This window comes from Pseudomonas piscis, from assembly GCF_009380155.1.
Lineage (GTDB): Bacteria > Pseudomonadota > Gammaproteobacteria > Pseudomonadales > Pseudomonadaceae > Aquipseudomonas > Aquipseudomonas piscis.
The window spans coordinates 1,212,998-1,232,166 of sequence record NZ_WHUV01000002.1 but is presented as its reverse complement, the minus strand read 5'-3'; the positions used below and the strand labels follow the sequence as shown (position 1 = coordinate 1,232,166).

The 19,169-nt window shown below is 65.2% G+C and carries 18 protein-coding genes; 5 read left to right on the top strand and 13 right to left on the bottom strand.

Features of this window, described 5'->3' with window-relative positions; translation table 11 throughout:
• Nucleotides 1-56 precede the first annotated feature (56 nt).
• From GDH07_RS15485 to GDH07_RS15455, 5 genes are all read right to left on the bottom strand, one after another.
• Nucleotides 57-329 carry a hypothetical protein gene (locus GDH07_RS15485; RefSeq protein ID WP_152898096.1) on the bottom strand — a complete coding sequence of 91 codons (273 nt, stop codon included), beginning with the start codon at nt 327-329 and terminating at the stop codon, nt 57-59.
• A gap of 1,439 nt (nt 330-1,768) precedes the next feature.
• Nucleotides 1,769-2,137, bottom strand: a complete 369-nt coding sequence (locus GDH07_RS15470; protein ID WP_152898095.1) for a VOC family protein — start codon at nt 2,135-2,137, stop codon at nt 1,769-1,771.
• 366 nt (nt 2,138-2,503) lie between these two features.
• Nucleotides 2,504-3,919, bottom strand: coding sequence for an efflux transporter outer membrane subunit (locus GDH07_RS15465; protein WP_152898094.1), 1,416 nt, complete (start codon nt 3,917-3,919; stop codon nt 2,504-2,506).
• On the bottom strand, nt 3,903-5,069 hold the full coding sequence (locus GDH07_RS15460; protein WP_068586388.1) for an efflux RND transporter periplasmic adaptor subunit: 1,167 nt from the start codon (nt 5,067-5,069) through the stop codon (nt 3,903-3,905). Before GDH07_RS15460 ends, GDH07_RS15465 begins: the two co-directional genes overlap by 17 nt.
• Nucleotides 5,059-8,280, bottom strand: coding sequence for an efflux RND transporter permease subunit (locus GDH07_RS15455; RefSeq protein ID WP_152898093.1), 3,222 nt, complete (start codon nt 8,278-8,280; stop codon nt 5,059-5,061). Before GDH07_RS15455 ends, GDH07_RS15460 begins: the two co-directional genes overlap by 11 nt.
• Nucleotides 8,281-8,502: 222 nt before the next feature.
• Here GDH07_RS15455 and GDH07_RS15450 point away from each other — a divergent pair, with 222 nt between their 5' ends.
• From GDH07_RS15450 to sigJ, 4 genes are all read left to right on the top strand, one after another.
• Nucleotides 8,503-8,913: a PA0061/PA0062 family lipoprotein gene (locus GDH07_RS15450; RefSeq protein ID WP_152898092.1), complete on the top strand. Its 411-nt coding sequence runs from the start codon at nt 8,503-8,505 to the stop codon at nt 8,911-8,913.
• Nucleotides 8,914-9,036: 123 nt separating this feature from the next.
• Entirely contained in the window at nt 9,037-10,053 is a 1,017-nt protein-coding gene (locus tag GDH07_RS15445) for a PDDEXK nuclease domain-containing protein (RefSeq protein WP_085596365.1), read from the top strand.
• 100 nt (nt 10,054-10,153) lie between these two features.
• Entirely contained in the window at nt 10,154-10,594 is a 441-nt protein-coding gene (locus GDH07_RS15440; RefSeq protein ID WP_152898091.1) for a carboxymuconolactone decarboxylase family protein, read from the top strand.
• Between the two features lie 2 nt (nt 10,595-10,596).
• Nucleotides 10,597-11,484: an RNA polymerase sigma factor SigJ gene (gene sigJ / locus GDH07_RS15435; RefSeq protein WP_152898090.1), complete on the top strand. Its 888-nt coding sequence runs from the start codon at nt 10,597-10,599 to the stop codon at nt 11,482-11,484.
• 249 nt (nt 11,485-11,733) lie between these two features.
• Here sigJ and GDH07_RS15430 read toward each other — a convergent pair whose 3' ends face one another.
• From GDH07_RS15430 to GDH07_RS15400, 7 genes are all read right to left on the bottom strand, one after another.
• The gene (locus GDH07_RS15430) at nt 11,734-12,015 is read right to left on the bottom strand and encodes a hypothetical protein (protein WP_022643949.1); all 282 of its coding nucleotides are present in this window, start codon (nt 12,013-12,015) and stop codon (nt 11,734-11,736) included.
• A 396-nt stretch (nt 12,016-12,411) separates the two neighbouring features.
• On the bottom strand, nt 12,412-12,762 hold the full coding sequence (locus tag GDH07_RS15425) for a YkvA family protein (RefSeq protein WP_152898089.1): 351 nt from the start codon (nt 12,760-12,762) through the stop codon (nt 12,412-12,414).
• 118 nt (nt 12,763-12,880) lie between these two features.
• Nucleotides 12,881-13,300, bottom strand: a complete 420-nt coding sequence (locus tag GDH07_RS15420) for a DUF6691 family protein (protein ID WP_152898088.1) — start codon at nt 13,298-13,300, stop codon at nt 12,881-12,883.
• A complete protein-coding gene (locus GDH07_RS15415) occupies nt 13,297-13,737 on the bottom strand; it encodes a YeeE/YedE family protein (protein WP_152898087.1) in 441 nt (146 codons plus the stop codon). The genes GDH07_RS15420 and GDH07_RS15415 overlap by 4 nt, the downstream gene beginning before the upstream one ends.
• 70 nt (nt 13,738-13,807) lie before the next feature.
• Nucleotides 13,808-14,635 (bottom strand): sulfite exporter TauE/SafE family protein, encoded by an 828-nt coding sequence (locus tag GDH07_RS15410; protein WP_152898086.1) that lies wholly within the window; start codon nt 14,633-14,635, stop codon nt 13,808-13,810.
• On the bottom strand, nt 14,632-15,909 hold the full coding sequence (locus GDH07_RS15405; protein ID WP_152898085.1) for an NAD(P)/FAD-dependent oxidoreductase: 1,278 nt from the start codon (nt 15,907-15,909) through the stop codon (nt 14,632-14,634). Before GDH07_RS15405 ends, GDH07_RS15410 begins: the two co-directional genes overlap by 4 nt.
• Before the next feature lie 26 nt (nt 15,910-15,935).
• Nucleotides 15,936-16,820, bottom strand: a complete 885-nt coding sequence (locus GDH07_RS15400) for an MBL fold metallo-hydrolase (protein WP_053128946.1) — start codon at nt 16,818-16,820, stop codon at nt 15,936-15,938.
• Nucleotides 16,821-17,073: 253 nt separating this feature from the next.
• Between GDH07_RS15400 and GDH07_RS15395 the strand changes: the two genes are divergently transcribed.
• A complete protein-coding gene (locus GDH07_RS15395; protein ID WP_152898084.1) occupies nt 17,074-18,387 on the top strand; it encodes a sigma-54 interaction domain-containing protein in 1,314 nt (437 codons plus the stop codon).
• Between the two features lie 134 nt (nt 18,388-18,521).
• On the opposite strand, the gene GDH07_RS15390 is transcribed toward GDH07_RS15395, so the two are convergent.
• Entirely contained in the window at nt 18,522-19,052 is a 531-nt protein-coding gene (locus GDH07_RS15390; protein ID WP_152898083.1) for a GNAT family N-acetyltransferase, read from the bottom strand.
• Nucleotides 19,053-19,169: the final 117 nt, after the last annotated feature.

The window sequence follows — 19,169 nt, the reverse complement described above, 5'->3', positions numbered from 1 at the left end:
CTACAAACTACAAGCTTGGAGCTTGGAGCTTGGAGCTTGCGGCTTAGAGCTCGCTCTTATGCAACCCGCCACTGAATCACTTCCAGCACCGCACAGCCTTCTCGTGTCAGCAGGTGCACGCCACGGGTGATACGGGTCAGGCCGCAATCGCTGATGTCTTTCAGCGCCAGGGTGGACAGGCTGTCCATCAGGTCGCGGCCCACGGTGAAACGGTGGGCGGCGCTGCTGGCCAGGTCATTCAAGGGGGCTTGGGTGTCGAGGTAGAACACCGGGTGTTCGGTGTCGTGGGTGTCGATGGGGGTGAAGCGGGGGAGGTGATGGTCGGTCATAGGTATGGCTCCTGCTTACAGAGCAATCGCCTTGGTTATCGACCGAAAGAGCTGGGGCAGTGGTACGCGAGCAGGTTGGCCGAGGAAAGGGCAACAGCACACCCTGGGGTGTCCCGCGCAGCACCGTCGTAGCTCCTGATCGCGGGAACAAAAGCGACTGCCAGGATGTTTGAAAGTGGATGCGTTCCTATATTCGACCGGCCAAGGTCGCTCGCGGATCTGGCTGCGAGGGGCGGACTATAGGAAGGATGCTGGAGCAGTGCAACCGGGTGTTGAAGGTGATGTTTGAGTGGTTGTGTCGACTGTCTGGTGGCTGGTTTTGATGGGGTACATATCCGTTGCTGCGGGTGTGGCCACTTAGGGTTCCGCTCTTACAGCGGGTCACTTTGGATGGAGCCCAAAGTAACCAAAGGCTCTCTGCCCCCGCATCCGGCGCCTCGCCTAGGCTCGGCGTGCCCTCGCTCCGGCATTGCTCCGGGGGCACGCCGCCACAGGCCATCCATGGCCTGGGGCGGCTAGCTCGGCATCCATGCCGAGCTGCCCCCTGCGCAACGCCTGCACTCGGCCTCCTAAGGGGCAGGAAGATCAAAAGCCAGAGCAAGAGCAAGAGCAAGAGCAAGATCACAAGCCGAAGCCAAAGCGCGTTGTATGCGCTTTTGTAGCCGGCTTGCCGGCGAAAGGCCCGTAAGGCATGCATCGCCCTGGCGGACGCCTTCGCTGGCAAGTCAGCTCCTACGCAGAGAGGACCAGGCCGCATGGCCGCCGTTTGCTCTGGCTCTTGCTCTGGCTTTTGATCTCCAAGGCCCCGTTAACCACGATGGCCGAACGCAGGCATTGATCCGTGGGTAACCCGGCAGGACGCCGGGTTAGCCGCACTGGGCCATGGATGGCCCATTGCGGCGGCCCACGGATCAATGCCGGAGTGAGGGCATGCCGAGCTTTAGCGAGGCACCGAGTGGAGGGGCAAGACTTTTTGCTTACTTTTGTGTCGACTGACAAAAGTGAGCCGCTGTAAGAGCGGAACCCTAAGTGGCCATAACCGCAGCAATGGATATGTACTCGAAGCTCGCCGTAAGGGCGGAACCGCCAGCGGCCACACCCGCAGCAACGGATATGTACACCACCGCGGTAAATACGAAACGCAGCAACGGATATGTATTCCGAACCTCCCTAACGACCTCTATATCATCCTTTGAAATAGAATGGAGAGTTTCGTCACAAGACTCAAAAAACACTGATGATTGATCTTTCTAGTTAAACGGCCAGCGTGTCGTGGCTCTTGCAGCGCCATCGGTGTCACGATATTTGCGACAATTTATGGAACTCGCTGAAACCTCATCTATCCACCCGTTCACCGTCAGAGGAACTGATGGCGAAACAATACTTCTGCTCAGATATTTGTATTGCTCTTTGGGCTATCAAAGCTTGTGGGCATGAGATTAAGCAGGCATCTGGGCAGAAAAACATAGTTTGTTTTTATCCAAATCCCTCGCATACGCTGAAAAGTAGGATCCCCGTTGGCCGGGTTTACCTTCGCAGGTACCGCCTAATTCAATCACCTTTTCATGAAAGCTTTTTACTTTTTCTACAGAGTCAACATTAAAACCAATCATCGTGCCATTTCCATTTGTTGCAGGCTCCTTGTTAAAGGGAGTTGCTAGCGCAAATGAGAAATTGCTGCTTTGCCAGTAAGTCATTCTGTCTGTTGATATCACGTACCTGAGTTCTGTTTCCTCAAAGAGTGCATTGTAGAACTCAATTGCGGCCTCCATGTTATTTGTACCTAGTACGCAGTAGTTGACTCTCATAATTTAATATCTCGTATTTGTAGCAGGGTTTAGTACTCATGATTAGCATGTTAAAGCTGCTCATTGTCGTCATTATGCTGCAGGGCAGTGACAGTTTCCGTCAGGATTGATCGATACGCACAACAAGGGTAGGCCGCTGAGTTTGGGGAAATCCTACGTTAAGCCGGCTCGGCTTAGGTGCGTGTCATACCCTTGCAACTCATCGGCGCCACGATATCTCCGGCAATGTGTGGAGTTTGCTGAAACCGCATTTAGCCGGCCGCGAAGGTACCTGAGGAGGACGAGCCAAGGTTCACCAACACCGTATTGTGGATTTACGCGCCGGGGCACCTTGGAGAGACCCGCCAGGCGATCATGTTTCAGGTTTCAAACCCCACCTTTCCACCCCCCACCCAACGCCACCAGCAACCCCACACTGGCCTGTAACTCTCGCGTCTGCACTGCCTGCAACCCCCGCTGCGCCTGCAAGGCTGTGGCCTGCGCAGTGACCACATCCAGATAACTCACCGCCCCCGCCTGATAGCTGTTCATGGCCAGCAACTGGGTGTGCTGGGCAGCATTCACCGCCGCCTGCTGATCCAGCGCCTCCTGGCGCAAATCCCGCAGTTGCCCCAGGTTGTCCTCCACCTCCCGCACTGCACGCAGCACTTGCCCACGGTAATGGGCGGCGGCCTCCTCGAATTCGGCATGGGCCTGGCGCTCGTTGGCACTGAGCCTGCCACCGTCGAAAAGCGGCAGGGTCATCAGCGGTCCCAGGGCCCAGTAGCGATTGCCCGCCGCCAGCAGGTTGCCGCTGCCCTGGGTCTGGCCGCCGAGCATGCCGGTGAGGCTGAAGTCCGGGTACCAGGCCGCGCGCGCCACGCCGATGCCGGCATTGGCGGCGAATACCCGGCGTTCGGCAGCGGCGATGTCCGGCCGGCGTTGCAGCAGGCTGCTGGGCAGTTGCCGGGGGACTTCCGGCAGGCCTAGCAGTTGTTCCGAGGGCGCCAGGCGGAACTGGCTGGCCGGTTCGTCCACCAGCTCGCCGATGGCGTGTTCCGTGAGGTTGCGCTGGGCCCGGACTTCGTCCAGGTCGGCCTCGGCATTGGCCAGCTGGCTCTGGGCCCGGGTCAGGTCCAGCTCCGAGGCGATCTGCCCCTGGTAGCGGTCACGGGTCAGTTGCAGGGCCTGGCCGTAGTCTTCCAGGGAGCGGCTGAGAATCCGGCTTTGCGCGTCCAGGCCGATCAGCTGCACATAGAGCGATGCCAGCTGGCGTTGCAGGCTCAGGCGCGCCGCCGCCAGGTCATCACCGGACGCCTGGGCCTGGGCATCGCCCGCCAGCGCCTGGTTGCGCAGCCGGCCCCAGAGGTCGAGGTCGAAGTCCAATGTAAAGCCGGCGCTGTTGCTGTTGTACACCGAGGGCTGGCTGCCGCCGCGCAGCGGTCGGCTGTCCGACTGGCGCTGGCGCAAGGGCTGGGCGCTGGCGCTGATCTGCGGGAACAGCCCGGCATGCAGCTGGCTGGCGTAGGCCTGGGCGCCGTCGTAGTGGGCCAGGGCCGCGGCGAGGTCCGGGTTGGCCTGGAGCAGGCGCTGTTGCAGGTCGTCGAGTTGTGGGTCGTGGTAGAGCCGCCACCAGTGCGCGTCGAGGACCTGCGGCGTGGCCGGCTGCCAGGGCCCGGCGGCGCTCTGTTCGCGAAACTGCGCTGGTAACGCCACCTCCGGCGCCTGGTAATGCGGCGCCAGGGAGCAGCCGTGCAGCGCCAGCAGCACCAGCGCGGCGAAGGGCTTAAGCCTTGGGCGCATGGGCACCTCCGGCGTCGGCCAGTTGCACCAGGTCGCCTTCGCGCAGGGCATCGGGCGGGTTGTCGATGACCTGATCCGAAGCTTGCAGGCCCTGGTCGATCACCAGGCGGTCGCCCAGGTCCAGGCCGATATGGATGCTGCGCAGGTGCACGTGTTTTGCGCTGTCGATGAGCGCCACCTGGGTGCCCTGGGCGCGGAAGATCAGGGCGCTGGCGGGGATGCTCAGGCCATGGGTGTCGGCCGCCAGCGCCAGGCTCGCTTCGGCGTAGTCGCCAGGATGCAGGGCGCCGTCGGGGTTGGCGGCGACGAACTGCGCCAGCAGCGTGCCGGAACGCGGATCGACGGCGCAGGAGTCGCCCACCAACTGGGCGCTGAACTGCTGGCCGGGGTGCTCGGGCACCGTTAGCCGGGCCGTGAGGCCGGGGCGGATCACGCTGGCGTAGTTTTGTGGAATGGGCACGTACAGCCGCAGCTTGTGGGTATCGGACAGGTCGAACAGTTGCGGATCGCTGTCGCTGTCGGCCTTGACCAGCTGGCCGATGTCGGTATGGCGGGCCGTGACCACGCCGGCGAACGGTGCGCGGATGGTCTTGTAGTCCTCCAGGGCCGAGAGCCGCGCGTAGTCGGCGGCGGCCGCTGCGGCACTGGCCTGGGCGGCGGTGGCGTTGGCGCGTTTTTCGTCGGCTTCCTGGCGCGATACCGAGTGGCTGGCCACCAGGTTCTGCCAGCGTGCGGCGGTGGTCTGCGCCAGCCGCGCGGTGGCTTGCTGCTGGAGCATCCGTGCCCGGGCCTGGGCCACTTGCTGGTCCAGGTCGGGGCTGTCGATGTGGGCCAGCACCTGGCCAGCGGCGACCTGGGTGCCGATGTCGGCGCTCCAGTCCTTAAGGTAACCGCTGACCCGGGCATGGATCGGCGCCTTGCTCCAGGCTTCCAGGTGGGCCGGCAGGCGCAGGCTGTCGCCCTGGGCGTTGGGTTGTGGTTGCACCGCCAGCACTTGGGGCACGGCGGCGGTTTCGGTCCAGGCGGCGACGGCCCGCTCATGCCGGGTGCGCGCGGCCAGGCCGCTGGCCACCAGCAGGGCGGCCAGGCTCAAGCCGCCGATGCCCAGCAGCATCAGGCGTTTGCGCGAAGGGGTGTGGTCAGGCGACATGGGTGGTTTCTCCAGCGACAGCGGGGTGGGAACGGCGACCGTGGACCAGGCTGAAGACCACGGGGACGAAGATCAGGGTGGCGACGGTGGCCAGCAGCAGGCCGCCGATCACCGCCCGGCCCAGGGGCGCGTTCTGCTCCTCGGACAGGGCCAGGGGCAGCATGCCGATGATCATCGCCAGGGCGGTCATGCACACCGGGCGAAAGCGCGTGTAGCCGGCTTCCAGGGCGGCCAGCAGGGCATCGCCGTGTTCCGCCAGGCGCTCGCGACAGAAGCTCACCACCAGGATCGAGTTGGCGGTGGCCACCCCCATGCACAGGATGGCCCCGGTCAGCGCCGGCACCGACAGCGAGGTGCCGCTGAGGAACAGCATCCACACGATGCCGGCCAGGGCCGCCGGTAGCGCGCTGATGATCACCAGCGGGTCGAGCCAGGATTGGAAGTTGACCACGATCAGCAGGTAGATCAGCACCACCGCCCCCAGCAGCCCCAGGCTCAGGCCGCTGAAGGCCTGGTGCAGGGCATCGATCTGCCCATGCAGGCTGACCGTGGCGCCCTTGGGCCGCAGGGTCGCGGCGTCGTCCAGCACCTGTTGCATGTCGTGGGCCACGGCGCCCAGGTCGCGGCCCTGGACGTTGGCGTACAGGTCCAGGGTCGGCTGGATGTTGTAGTGGCTGACCACCGCCGGGCTGTCAACGCGGGAGATATTCGCCAGGCCACCGAGGATCTGCGCCTGGCCGTTGCTGCCGGTGACCGGCAAGGCCTCCAGGGCTGGCAGGCTGTCCAGGCGGTACTGCGGGGTGGCGGCAACGATGGAGTAGGACACGCCGTTCTTCGGGTTGAGCCAGAAGGTCGGCGCCACCTGGGAACTGCCAGCCAGGGAGGCCACCATGCTGTTGGTCACGTCGCGCTCGGTGATCCCCAGGCCGTTGGCCCGCAGGCGATCGACCTTGACCGCCAGCGACGGATAGCCGGTGGACTGCTGCAGGCGCAAGTCGGCGATGCCCGGCACGTGGCGCAGGCGCCGTTGCAGCTCCAGGGCATAGGCACGGTTGGCTGCATCGTCAGGCCCGGATATCTTCACGTCCAGCGGGGCCGGTGCGCCGAAATTGAGGATCTGGCTGCTGATGTCCGCCGGCAGAAAGGCGAACTGGCTACCGGGGAAACTCTCCGGCAGGGCCTCGCGCAAGCGCTTCACGTAATCGGCGGTGGGGGCGTGGCCGGGCTTGAGGGTGACCTGGATATCGCCATCCTGGGGGCCGATGGTGCCGCTGTTGCTGTAGGCCATGTCGATGCCGCTCAGGGGGATGCCGATGTTGTCGATCACGCTGTCCAGCTCCTCGGGCGGGATCACCTCGCGGATCCGCGCTTCGATGCGGTCGAAGGCCGCCGCGCTTTCCTCGATCCGCGTGCCCAGGGGCAGGCGCACATGCAAGGCCAGGGCCCCGGCATCGGTGGCGGGGAAGAAGTCCTGGCCCAGGCTCGGCAGCAGGGCGAAGGAGGCCAGCACACAGGCGAGGAAACCCAGGAGGAATGGCCGGCGCCTGGCCAAGGCCAGTCGCAGCAGGCCGTGGTAGGTGTCGCGCACATTGGAAAAACGCCGCTCGAAGCCTTGCTGGAACCCCAGCAGGGCGCGTACCAGGGCATGCCGGGGCGGGGCGTGCTGCTCGCCTTCGTGGTGGTTGATGAAGGCATCTTCCGGGTGATGGCCAGGGCCGGCCTCCGGCACGTGGGGCTTGAGCAGGTACAGGGCCAGGGTCGGCACCAGGGTCCGCGACAGTAGGAAGGAGCTGGCCATGGCGAAGATCACCGCCAGGGCCATGGGTCGGAACAGGTAGCCGGCGATGCCCTGCAGCAGGAACATCGGCACGAAGACGATGCAGATGCACAGCAGCGAAACGAACGCCGGGCCGACGATCTGTTTGGCGCCGTCGAGGATCGCGTCCTTCACCGTCTTGCCCTGTTCCAGGTGCCAGTTGATGTTCTCGATGGTCACCGTGGCGTCGTCCACCAGAATTCCCACCGCCAGGGCCAGGCCGCCCAGGGTCATGACGTTGAGGGTCTGGCCGCTGGCGGCCAGCAGGGCGATGGCGGCGAGCACCGCCAGGGGAATCGAGGCGGCGATGATCAGCGTCGAGCGCCAACTGCCGAGGAACAGCAGGATCATCGCGCTGGTCAGCAGGGCGGCGATGATGCCTTCCTGGGCCACGCTGCCCACCGACTGCTTGACGAACACCGAGGCATCGCCCAAGAGCGAAGTCTTCAGCGCTGGCGGCAGGGTCTCATCGATGCGCGGCAGCATCTGGCGGATGCCATCGACGATGGCCAGGGTCGAGATATTGCCGTTCTTCAGGGCCGGCATCAGCACCGCCCGGTGGCCATCGACCCGCACGATGTTGGTCTGCGGCGGCGCGCCGTCACGCACGTGGGCCACCTGGCCGATGGTGATCAAGGCGCCGTCGACGGTCTTGATCGGCAGGTCGTTGAGCTCGTCGATGGCAGTTGGGCTGTTGTTCAGCAGCACCGTGTATTCATTGCCACCCAGCTTGGCGGTGCCCACCGGGATGATCTGGTTCTGCGCCGCCAGGGCGTTGCCCACGTCCTGGGCGGACAGGCCCTTGGCCGCCAGCGCCTGGGGATCGAGGTCGAGGGTGATCTGCCGCTGCTTGCCGCCCATGGGCGTGGGCATCGCCAGGCCCGGTAGGGCGCTCAGGGGCAGGCGGATATTGTTCTGCACCAGGTCGCGAATCTTCGCTTCGGACAGGGTCGGGCTGGAAAACGCCATTTGCAGAATCGGCACCGTCGAGGCGCTGTAGTTGAGGATCAGCGGCGGAGTGATGCCCGGCGGCATCTGCTTGAGCACCGTCTGCGACACCGCGGTGACCTGGGCGTTGGCGGTGCGGATGTCCACCCCCGGCTGGAAGAAGATCTTGACGATCCCCATGCCCGGCAGCGATTGCGACTCGATGTGCTCGATGTCGTTGACCGTGGTGCTCAGCGAGCGCTCGTAGGTGTAAATCACCCGGCCGGCCATGGCGTCCGGCGACAAGCCGTTGTACTGCCAGACCACCGCCACCACCGGGATGCCGATGTCCGGGAACACATCGGTGGGCGTACGCAGGGCCGCCAGCGGCCCGATGATGCAGATGAAGATCGCCAGCACGATAAACGTGTAGGGCTTGAGCAGAGCGGTCTTGACCAGCCCGAGCATGGGGTGGACCTCCGAGACGGAAACGAGGCTCGGCAGTCTCCGGCGACCCACCTAACACGCGGCTTTCAGCCAGGTGAAGGAAGTTTTAGGTTGGGCCTTAACTTCCTTTCATGGGGATTCATTTGTCCTCGTTGCCGGGCCTCGACAAGCTGGATGGCAATCCGGCGCGGCTGGCGTTCGCAGTCGCACCCCGTGTTCCTTCTCACTGCCGAGGTACCTGCCATGAATGCCAAACCGCTGCTGCTGATTCCCGCCCTGAGCCTGGTGCTGGCGCTTTCCGCCTGCGCCGGCCCGATGCCCAAGGCCGACCCCAACGACGCCTGGATCAGCCTCGAGGAAGAAGCCCCCAGCGACCTGATGGCCGAACGCGTGGACGGCAAGAACGTCGACGACGGCCGCTACTTCCAGGTCCGCCCCGGCGCCCACCGCCTGGACGTGACCCTGTTCGAAGACAGCACCGGCGACTCCAACCAGCAAGACTGCAACGGGCATGTCAGCTACAGCGGCTTCAAGGCCGGCGAGCATTACAAACTGGTGGAATCGACCCTGGGCACCGAAGTGCGGGCGCGACTGTATGACGGGCAGGGCAAGCAAGTGGCCAGTGCGAGTGGGTTCAGGTGTATGCCGGGGTGACGGCGCCTCTGGCACTGCGCAAACCAGGACATTTCGCTCAATAGAAAGAGAAGCGGCTGACTGCACGTTCAGGGAGGGAGGTCCAATGATGAGGACCTGAATCCTTCAAGCGGAGCCCTGTTTATGACTCAACCCGCCGGAGCCAAGCCGACTTCCACCGATGCGGCCTTCAGCGAAGTGGCGCAAATGATCGCCGCCGCGCGCCAACGCGCGGTGCGGGCGGTGAATACCGAGCTGCTGGAGTTGTATTGGCAGGTCGGTGCCTATATCAGTCGCAAGATCGAGACGGCGGAGTGGGGCGATGGGGTGGTGCCGCAACTGGCGGATTATCTGGCGCGGCAGCAGCCGGGGCTGCGAGGGTTTACCCGGCGCAACCTGTTCCGCATGCGTCAGTTCTATGAGGCTTATCGAGACGAGGAGAAAGTGTCAGCACTGCTGACACAATTATCCTGGACCCAGAACCTGATCATTCTTGCGCAAGGAAAACGCCCAGAAGAGCGCGAGTTTTATCTGCGCATGACAATCCAGGAACGGTGGTCAACCCGGGAACTGGAGCGCCAGATCAAATCAGCCCTCTTTGAACGCTCGCTGACCCGCCCGGCAAAAGTCTCGACAGCGTTGAGACAATTTCATCCCGAGGCGCTACAGGTGTTCAAGGATGCCTATGTGGTGGAGTTTCTCGACCTGGCCCAGGGACATAACGAAGCCGACTTGCATCAAGGGCTGGTGCGGCAACTCAAAGACTTTCTGATCGAAATGGGGCGTGACTTCTGCTTTGTCGCCTCGCGCTATCCCCTGCAAGTCGGCGGGCGCGATTTCGTGCTGGATTTGCTGCTGTTCCACCGCGGACTGAATTGCCTGGTGGCCATTGAGCTCAAGGTCGGGCGTTTCGAACCTGAATACCTTGGCAAGCTGGATTTCTACCTCGAGGCCCTGGACCGCCAGGTGCGCAAACCCCATGAAAACCCGGCCCTGGGCGTGTTGCTCTGCGCCAGCAAGGACGATGAGGTGGTCGAGTACGCCCTCAACCGCTCACTCTCACCGGCCTTGATCGCCGAGTACCAGACCCAACTGCCGGACAAGAAGCTGCTGCAGGCCAAGCTGCATGAGTTTTATGCGCTGAATCCTCAGGTGGATTGAATCGCGTTATCGGCGCCCGAATTATTTTTCCGCCACCCCGTCACAACCCCCCCGGCTGGCCCGTCATGTCGATGTATCCCTCAATTAACGGAGCCACCCCATGCCATCCAGCCACCCCACCCAAGCCGTCAACCTGCTGCAAACCATCCCCGAGATCTTCGACAGCCTGGGCCAGGTTCACGGCCTGATCGACGCCCATGGCCTGGATCGCAAGCTGCATCACCTGGTGGTGCTGCGTGCCTCGCAGATCAACCAGTGCGGCTTCTGCGTGAAGATGCACACCCGCGAAGCCCGGGAAGACGGCGAAAGCAACGAGCGCCTGGACCGCCTGGTGGTCTGGTGCCACGTCAGCGACTTCAGCGCCGCCGAACGCGCCGCCCTGGCCTGGACCGAAGCCCTCACCGTGCTGCACGAAGACACCGACTTCGGCCCGCTGCGCGCGGCCCTGCGCGAACATTTCAGCGACGCGCAGATCGCCGCCTTGACGGCCGATATCGGCATGATCAACCTGTGGAATCGCTTGCAGGTGTCGAGGCACTGAAGATGGATCGAATCGATGACACGACGGTGTTCGAACGCCGTCGCAGCTTCCTGCTGGGCCTGGCCTACCGCCTCCTCGGCTCCCGCGCCGAAGCCGAAGACGTGGTGCAAGACCTGTTCATCAAATGGCTGGAGGCCGACCAGGCCTCCATCGCCAACCCCGCCGCCTGGCTGACCACCGCCTGCACCCGCCACTGCATCGACCTGCTGCGCTCCGCCCGCCGCGCCCGGGTCGACTACATCGGCACCTGGCTGCCGGAACCGATCCACACCCTGCACCACGAATCCCCGGAACAGAGCCATGAACTGGCCTCGTCGCTGTCCACCGCGTTCCTGCTATTGCTGGAACGCCTAACGCCCAAGGAGCGCGCTGCCTATCTGCTGTATGACATCTTTGACCTGGACTACTCACAAGTAGCTGCTGCACTCGATGTTCAAGAAGCTACCTGCCGCAAACTGGTATCCCGCGCCAAAGCCAGCCTGGGTAATGCCCAGGTTCGGCACCAGCCGGAACCAACCCGCCAGCAGGAACTGCTGAGTGCCTTTCATGCCGCCATCGCCAGCGGTTCGACCCAGGGGTTGGCAGCGTTGTTGTCCGAAGACGTTGAGCTGTGTGCCGATGGTGGCGGCAAGGCCAGCGCCATTCGCGAGACGCTGTATGGGCTGGAAGCGGTGTTGGCGTTTGTGGGGGAGTCGTTGAGCCGGTACTGGCGGGAGTATCAGTGGCAGGAGGTGGAGATCAATGGTGGACGTGGGGTGGCGTTGCGCGGGGAGGGGGAGGTGGTGGCGGTGGTGAGTTTTGGGTATGACGAAAGGGGGCGGGTGAACCGCGTCTTTATCATGCGCAATCCGGATAAGTTGATGGGGTTGGGGAGTGGGGTGTTGGTGTGAGGCTCACATTGCGCAGCACTGGGGGGCCTGTAAACCAAGGCCACTAATCCTACTGTAGGAGCAGCCGGTGGACGCTTGATTGCTCGCGGCGCTCTTACGCGTCATGACGACTGTGGAATGTCGACTGGTCTCAGCCAAAGCGACCAAGTAAGCGATCAAGTAACCGACTAAGTAGTCCAGGAACTATTGAACGCCGACAGCTAACTCATAAAAAAGCCGGTCTATAACCAGCTTTTTTATGGCCCTAGGTCACGCACTAAAAGCCCGCGTCTCAATCACCGCCAACACATCCCGCACATCCTGCAGCAACAGCCGGGCGGTGTTGGTCACGGTGCCAATGTCCTTGTCGCTGGAGTCGCGCAGTCCAGCGCAGGCCATCAAATTCAGATAATCCAGCGTAGTGAGCAACCGCTCGCTGGCGCATGCATGCAGATCCTCTAGCGGGGCGTGGCTGTCGACAAACAGCACTGGTCCATCGCTGGCGATCGGGGTCAGGGGAATAAAGCGTTGAGGCTGATCTTGAGTCGTCATGGCATTGCTCCTCGTATCGGAAAACATTGCTGCCATTCGCTGCGAATCGAATTGGGTGGCAGCTGTGCGCGGGTTCGCAGACCGAAGATACGAGAACTCGGCAGATCCGAAGATCTCCCGCACACAGCTGCCATAGAACAAACACGGGATGCCGTGGGCGACCGGTGTTTTATGGGCGGCATAGATTAATCGTATCTCCGAGGCTGCGAAACCCCATCACCGGCCAGGCCGGCGACGCCAAAAACTATAGGGATGCCGCGCACCAGGAACAACGGCGCCGCTGTAGGACGCATCCTGATTTGCGGTAGGGGCGGGCTGAGTTGCTGAGCGTGCCATGCATCCGATGCTGGCTCGCCTTGGCGCAGGTGCGGTGCGCTCCACCCCTGCAGCACCAGCTCAATCCCCCAACTCCCCAAACCACTCCACCAACCGCCCAGCCGCTTGCTGCTTGACCTCCTGATTGATATGCGCCGCCACCGCTGCGATCGACAGGCTCAGCACGCCGAGGTCGTCGGCGTAGCCGGCGCCAGGCAGCAGGTCGGGGATGAGGTCCAGGGGCAGGACGAAGTAGCCCAGGGCTCCGTAGATGGTGCCCTTGGCCCAGGTTGGGGTTTGCGGGCGTTGGGCGGCGTAGTACAGCCACAGGGCCTTGGTGATCAGGCTGTGGCCGACATGCAGGGCGTAGCGGCTGATCTTGCGCCAGAGGCAGCGGTGGAAGCTTTGTTCCAGGGTATGGTCGGTGGACATGGCGGGCTCCTTGCGGGTAACGGGCGCCAGGTCATGGTGGGCGTTGCGTGTGTGCGCTGGCAGCGGAGAGAACTTCCCTGGGAACTGCTGGCGGCCATGGGCGCCGCTTGGGGTGCCCTCAGGCCCGGCGCCAGCCTTCCAGGCAACTGAACAGTCGCATCCCCAACAGCATCGCCAGCACGAACACCCAGGCCTGCCAATGCCCGCTGGGCAGCAGTACCAGCGCCGGGCCGGGGCAGATGCCGGCGATGCCCCAGCCGATGCCGAACACCAGGCTGCCGCCGATCAGGCGGCGGTCGAGGGGGCGTTTGCCTGGCAGTTGCATCGGTGCGCCCAGCAGGGAATGCGAGCGTTGCCGGGCCCAGCGCATGGGCCACCAGGCGCTGGCGATGGCGCCGAGCATCACCAGGGCCAGGGACGGGTCCCACTGGCCGGCGAGGTCGAGAAAACCCAGGACCTTGGCCGGGTTGGCCATGCCGGCCAGCAGCAGGCCGAGGCCGAACACCAGGCCCGCGGCGAAGGCGCTAAGGCGCCTCATGGCAGTAGACCCAGCAGGTGACGGGTGACCCACACCGTGGCGAAGCCGGTGGCCATGAAGCACAGGGTCGCGATGATCGAGCGTGGTGCCAGCCGGGAGATCCCGCAGACCCCATGGCCGCTGGTGCAGCCGCTGCCATAGCGGGTGCCGAGGCCCACCAGCAGGCCGGCGCCGATCAGGCCGAGGGTGTCGCTGTGGAACTCCACGGGCGGCAGGGCCGCGAACAGCCCCCACAGCAGCGGCGCCAACAGCAGGCCGAGGATGAACAGGGCCTTTTCCGCCCAGCCTTCGCCGGCCGGTTGCAGCACGCTGGCCAGCAGGCCGCTGATCCCGGCGATACGGCCGTTGGCGGCGATCAGCCAGCCGGCCGAAAGGCCGATCAACACGCCGCCGGCCAGGGCCGACCAGGGGCTGAATTGCAGCAGGTCGATGGACATGCAAGGGTTCCTCACGTCAGGAAGAAGGCAAGCCCGCCACAGGCCATCACCCGTGGCGGGCCCGGATGCTTCAGTGGGGCAACAGGCCCAGGGCGCCGCCGGCCAGGAGCAGGGCAGCGCAGATGCCGGTGACGGCGAACAGTTGCTGCAGCCGTGGCCCGGCCAGGTGGCAGGCGATCTGGCGGCCGAGCACCAGGCCCAGCACCGCGCCGAGGGCGAAGGGCGCGCCCACCGCCCAGTGCATCACGCCGCTGAGGCTCGCGGTAACCACGCTGCCCAGGGACACCAGGGCGATCACCGCCAGGGAGGTGGCGACGATGCTCTTGCTGTCCAGGTTGGTGTAGCGGCTCAACGCCGGGATGATCACGAAACCGCCACCGACCCCCAGCAGCCCCGACAGCAGCCCGGAGAGCAGGCCGGTGAAGGTCAGCGCCCGGGCGCAGGGCAGGGTCCAGCGCAGCCGGCCCTGGGCCGGGTTGAGCACGCAGGGCTGGAACGCCGGGCGCGGCGCCGGCCGGCCCTGTTTCAGCTCCAGGCTGGCCTTGCGCAGGATGCGCCCGCAGGCATACAGCAGCACCAGGGCGAACAGCAGGGCCAATGGCAGGTTCGGCAGGCGGTGGGCCAGCCACAGCCCCAGCGGCGCCATGAGGATGCCGATGCCGGCGACGAACCCCGCGGCGCGATAACGCACGATGCCCTGGCGCAAGCCGAGGATGGCCCCGACGCTGGCGGCCAGGCCCACCGCCAGCAGGCCGATGGGGGCGGCCTCGACCATGCTCAGGCCGAGACCGAACACCAGCAGTGGCACCGCGAGGATGCCGCCGCCGGCCCCGGTCAGGGCCAGGATCGCGCCGATGATCGCCCCCAGGCCCGCACCCAGCAGACTGTGTTCATTCATGCTTGGGAGGTGTCCGTGGCCAGGGTCGGGTGCGCCAGCCATTCGTGGCCCTTGAGCATGCCGCGCCAGTACAGCGGCGGCAGGATCATCTCCTTCAGCCACCAGGCGCGCCGGGTCGGCTGGCGCCCGTCCAGCAGCCAGGCGGGAAAGCTGGGGGCCAGCTTGCCGCCGTAGGTGAATTCGGCGAGGACGATCTTGCCCCGTTCCACGGTCAGCGGGCAGGAGCCGTAGCCGTCGTAATGGGCCAGCCGGGTCAGGCGCTTGAGGGCCACCAGCACGTTGTTGGCCACCACCGGCGCTTGCTTGCGCGCGGCCGCGGCGGTCTTGGCATTGCTGGTGTTGGTGGCGTCGCCCAGGCCGTGGATATTGGCGAAGCGCTTGTGGCGCAGGCTGTGGGGGTCGACGTCGACCCAGCCGGCGGCGTCGGCCAAGGGGCTCTGGCGAATGAAGTCCGGGGCGCACTGCGGCGGCACCACGTGCAGCATGTCGAACGGCCGTTCCAGGGTTTCCTGGGTGCCATCGGCCAGGGTGCGGACGAAGGTCGCGCGTTTGGCCGGGCCGTCCACCGCTACCAGGTTGTGGCCGAAGTCCAGGTCGATGGCGTACTTCTTCACGTATTCCATCAGCGCCGGCACGTAGTCGGCGACGCCGAACAGTACGCCGCCGGCGTTCATGAAGCGCGGCTTGATCGCGCCCAGGCGGCCTTGACGCAACCAGTGATCGCAGGACAGGTACATGGCCTTTTGCGGCGCGCCGGCGCACTTGATCGGCATCGGCGGCTGGCTGAACAGCGCCTGGCCCTGTTGCAGTTGCTGCACCAGCTCCCAGGTGTAGGGCGCCAGGTCGTAGCGGTAGTTGGAGGTCACGCCGTGCTTGCCCAGGGCCTGGGGCAGGCCGTCGATGGCCGCCCAGTCGAGCTTGAGGCCGGGGCAGACGATCAGCTGGTCATAGGCCAGCACGCGCTCGTCGGCCAGCACCAGGGCATTGTGCTCGGGCTCGAAGCGGCTGACCGCCTGGCGCAGCCACTTGACCCCCTTGGGCATCAGCGAGGCCATGTCGCGGCGGGTGGATTCGGCGCTGAACACCCCGGCGCCCACCAGGGTCCAGCCGGGTTGGTAGTAGTGGGTGTCGGCGGGGTCGATGATCGCCACGTCCAGGTGGGAATCGCGGGACAGCAGGCTGGCGGCGACGGCGATACCGGCGGCACCGCCGCCGACGATCAGCACCTGGTGGCTGCCGTCGACGGCACGCGGGGCAGGGTGGATGGGACGCATGGCAAGGTCTCCGTATGGAGTAATCGTTATAGGGTGTTCAGGGGGATCTTCAGGTAGCTCACGCCGTTGTCCTCGGGCTCGGGGAAGTGCCCGCTGCGCATGTTGACCTGCACCGAGGGCAGGATCAGCACCGGCATGTCCAGGGTCGCGTCACGGGCTTCGCGCATCTTCACGAAGCTGTCCTCGTCAACGCCCTGGTGGATGTGGATGTTGTTGGCCCGCTGTTCGGCCACGGTGGTCATGTATTGCAGCTCGCGGCCGTTGGGCAGGTAGTCGTGGCACATGAACAACCGCGTTTGCGGCGCCAGGGCCAGGATCTTGCCGATGGAGCGGTACAGGGTTCGCGCGTCGGCGCCGGGGAAGTCGCAGCGGGCGGTGCCGTAGTCGGGCATGAACAGGGTGTCGCCGACGAAGGCCACCTGCTCTTCGCCCACCTGCACCAGGTAGGTCATGCACGCCGGGGTGTGCCCCGGGGTGTGCATGGCCCGGGCGGTGAGCTGGCCAATGGCGAACTCGCTGCCGTCGGCCAGCAGCACGTCGAACTGGCTGCCGTCGCGGGCGAAGATCGGGGCTTCGTTGAACAACGCGCCGAAGACTTTCTGCACCCGGGTGATCTGGTCGCCGATGGCCACCTGGGCCCCGAGCTGCTCCTTGAGGTAGGCGGCGGCCGAGAGGTGGTCGGCGTGGACGTGGGTTTCCAGGATCCAGTCGACCTGCGCCTCCAGCTCCCGGACCCGGGCCACCAGGCGGTCGGCGGACTCGGTGCGGGTGCGGCCGGACTTGGGGTCGTAGTCCAGCACGCTGTCGATCAGGGCGCAGCGGCGCGTGGCGAGGTCCATCACCAGGTAGCTGATGGTCCAGGTGTGGCTGTCGAAAAAGGCTTCTACACGCAGCGTGTCGCTGATGATCATGGGGCACTCCGGCAATGAAGGGCGAGGGCAGTCTGCGCTGCCGCTCCTGCCTTGGACTGTCAATAAACGTGCCAACCCGGCATAGCGCCGGCCGGCACCCGTTACTGGGTGTGCAAGCTTGCCAAGGCTCTGCTCCGGGGCTTTGGGCGGGGTGACTGTCACCCGGAAGTGGCAGTTATTTGGCAGTAGGTGGCAGAAAATGGCAGTGGCGGGCGCCTTGCTTTAAGCTTTCGCCATTGCCCTGGAGCCTGTCATGTCCCTGATCGCCACCGACCTTGCCAATTTGCGGATGTCTGCCCTGGTGTCCTACCTGGAGCACGATCCTCAACCGAGCATAGTGCTGGACACCGACTACAACATCATTGCCGCCAACGCGGCCTACCAGCGCCAGTTCGGCGTGGCCGGCAAGCCCCATGTGGGCGCCAAGTGCTACCGGGTGTCCCACCAGTTCGCGGTGCCGTGCGAGCAGGCCGGCGAGCACTGCCCGATGCGCAAGGCCCACGACAGCCGGGTGCCGGAACGCATGCTGCACATCCACCACACCCCGCGCGGGCCGGAGCACGTGGATGTGGAGTTGCGGCCGATCATCGATGCCAGCGGGGCGGTGGTGGCCTATGTCGAGCGCCTGAGTTCGGTGGCGGTGGCCTCGGTGCAGCCGCAGCAACATGGCCTGGTGGGGCGCTCGCCGGCATTCAATGAAGCCCTTGGTGCCCTGCAGCGGGCGGCGCCGGCGCCGATTCCGGTGCTGCTGCAAGGCGAGTCGGGCACCGGCAAGGAGCTGTTCGCCCGCGCCCTGCATGACGGCAGCCCGCGGGCCGCTGGGCCGCTGGTGGTGGTGGACTGCACCGGCCTGACCGAGAGCCTGCTGGAAAGCGAGCTGTTCGGTTACGAAAAGGGCGCCTTCACCGGGGCCCTGCAACGCAAGATCGGCCTGGCCGAAGCGGCCCATGGCGGCACGCTGTTCCTCGATGAAATCGGCGAGGTGCCGCTGGCGATGCAGGTCAAGCTGTTGCGGTTGATCGAGTCCGGCAGCTTTCGTCCGGTGGGCAGCCTGCGCACCGTGCATTCGGACTTTCGCCTGGTGGCTGCGACCCACAAGCCGCTCAAGGAAATGGTTGCGGCCGGCACCTTCCGCCAGGACCTGTACTACCGCATCAGCGCCTTCCCGATCCGCCTGCCGGCCCTGCGCGAGCGCAGCGACGACCTGCCGCTGCTGATCGACAGCCTGCTGCGCCGGCTCGACCCGGGGGCGATGCTGCGGCTCGATCCGCCGGCCCTGGAGCAACTGCGGCTGTACGCCTTCCCGGGCAATATCCGCGAGTTGCGCAATATCCTGGAGCGGGCGCGGCTGTTCAGCGACGACGGGGTGATCCGCCTGCAGGACCTGCCGCCGGAGCTGCGCAGTTCCCAGCCTGCGGCCCCGGTGGCCCGGCGTCGCGGCGGCAAGGACCTGGAGCAACTGGCCCACGCCCTGGAAGTGTTCGATGGCTCGCGCGCCGAACTGGCCAAGGCCTTGGGCCTGAGCGAACGCACCCTGTACCGCCGGCTCAAGGCCCTGGGCCTGTAGCCGCTAGATATCGCCTCGTGTAGCCGCTGCCGCAGGCTGCGCACGGGCGCGTAGCGGCCGCCAGAGGGCGGTTGGCCGGGCGTTGGCTGGAAGGCCCTGCGGACCTTGGCGCAGCTTCGCGGGCTCAGCAGCGGTTACAAGGTGGGGGTGGGCAGGTCGCAGGCCATGACCCACATGCCGATCTGTTCCAGGTCGGTGCTGAAGGGTACTTCGCCGACCTGGCGCAGGCCGGCGCTTTCATAGAAGCGCCGGGCGCCGGCGTTGCTCTTGAGCACGTCCAGCCACAGGCAGCGCGCGCCGCCCTGGCTGGCCCGTTGCAGCACGTGGTCCAGCAGCACCCGGCCATGGCCCTGGCCGGCCTGGGACTTGAGCAGGTAGATCTTCTGCAACTCGGCCCCGACCTTGCCGCTGCCGGGTATGGGCCGGTTCCAGTTGAGTTTGGCGAACCCGATGGGCACCTGTTGCGCGTTGAGGGCCAGCAGCCACAGATGCTGGTGCCGGGCGGCCAGGGATTGCTCCAGCGCCTGGGGCGCGAAGTCCTGGTCGAGAAAACTCTGCATACCCTCGGCGCTCCAGATCGAGGCGAAATGCTCGCGGTAGGTGGCGCGGCCTATGGTCTGCAATGCTTCCAGATCGCGGCGTTCGGCTTCACGGATGGTGATCATGCTGCACTCCTTGCCAGGTCCGGGGTCGCGCAGCTTACTCCGAGCCTGTGTGCCTGGGCCAGAGTGATAGGGCCAGAGTGCCAGGGCGCAATGCCGGGGCACGATGGCGCCGGCCCG

Coding starts and splice junctions, on each gene's coding strand:
- GDH07_RS15400 (WP_053128946.1), bottom strand. CDS start 16,820: ATGATCATCAGCGACACGCTGCGTGTAGAAGCCTTTTTCGACAGCCAC.
- GDH07_RS15445 (WP_085596365.1), top strand. CDS start 9,037: ATGACTCAACCCGCCGGAGCCAAGCCGACTTCCACCGATGCGGCCTTC.
- GDH07_RS15390 (WP_152898083.1), bottom strand. CDS start 19,052: ATGATCACCATCCGTGAAGCCGAACGCCGCGATCTGGAAGCATTGCAG.
- GDH07_RS15395 (WP_152898084.1), top strand. CDS start 17,074: ATGTCCCTGATCGCCACCGACCTTGCCAATTTGCGGATGTCTGCCCTG.
- GDH07_RS15410 (WP_152898086.1), bottom strand. CDS start 14,635: ATGAATGAACACAGTCTGCTGGGTGCGGGCCTGGGGGCGATCATCGGC.
- GDH07_RS15455 (WP_152898093.1), bottom strand. CDS start 8,280: ATGCTCGGGCTGGTCAAGACCGCTCTGCTCAAGCCCTACACGTTTATC.
- GDH07_RS15460 (WP_068586388.1), bottom strand. CDS start 5,069: ATGTCGCCTGACCACACCCCTTCGCGCAAACGCCTGATGCTGCTGGGC.
- GDH07_RS15430 (WP_022643949.1), bottom strand. CDS start 12,015: ATGACGACTCAAGATCAGCCTCAACGCTTTATTCCCCTGACCCCGATC.
- GDH07_RS15450 (WP_152898092.1), top strand. CDS start 8,503: ATGAATGCCAAACCGCTGCTGCTGATTCCCGCCCTGAGCCTGGTGCTG.
- GDH07_RS15420 (WP_152898088.1), bottom strand. CDS start 13,300: ATGAGGCGCCTTAGCGCCTTCGCCGCGGGCCTGGTGTTCGGCCTCGGC.
- GDH07_RS15405 (WP_152898085.1), bottom strand. CDS start 15,909: ATGCGTCCCATCCACCCTGCCCCGCGTGCCGTCGACGGCAGCCACCAG.
- GDH07_RS15465 (WP_152898094.1), bottom strand. CDS start 3,919: ATGCGCCCAAGGCTTAAGCCCTTCGCCGCGCTGGTGCTGCTGGCGCTG.
- sigJ (WP_152898090.1), top strand. CDS start 10,597: ATGGATCGAATCGATGACACGACGGTGTTCGAACGCCGTCGCAGCTTC.
- GDH07_RS15425 (WP_152898089.1), bottom strand. CDS start 12,762: ATGTCCACCGACCATACCCTGGAACAAAGCTTCCACCGCTGCCTCTGG.
- GDH07_RS15470 (WP_152898095.1), bottom strand. CDS start 2,137: ATGAGAGTCAACTACTGCGTACTAGGTACAAATAACATGGAGGCCGCA.
- GDH07_RS15440 (WP_152898091.1), top strand. CDS start 10,154: ATGCCATCCAGCCACCCCACCCAAGCCGTCAACCTGCTGCAAACCATC.
- GDH07_RS15415 (WP_152898087.1), bottom strand. CDS start 13,737: ATGTCCATCGACCTGCTGCAATTCAGCCCCTGGTCGGCCCTGGCCGGC.
- GDH07_RS15485 (WP_152898096.1), bottom strand. CDS start 329: ATGACCGACCATCACCTCCCCCGCTTCACCCCCATCGACACCCACGAC.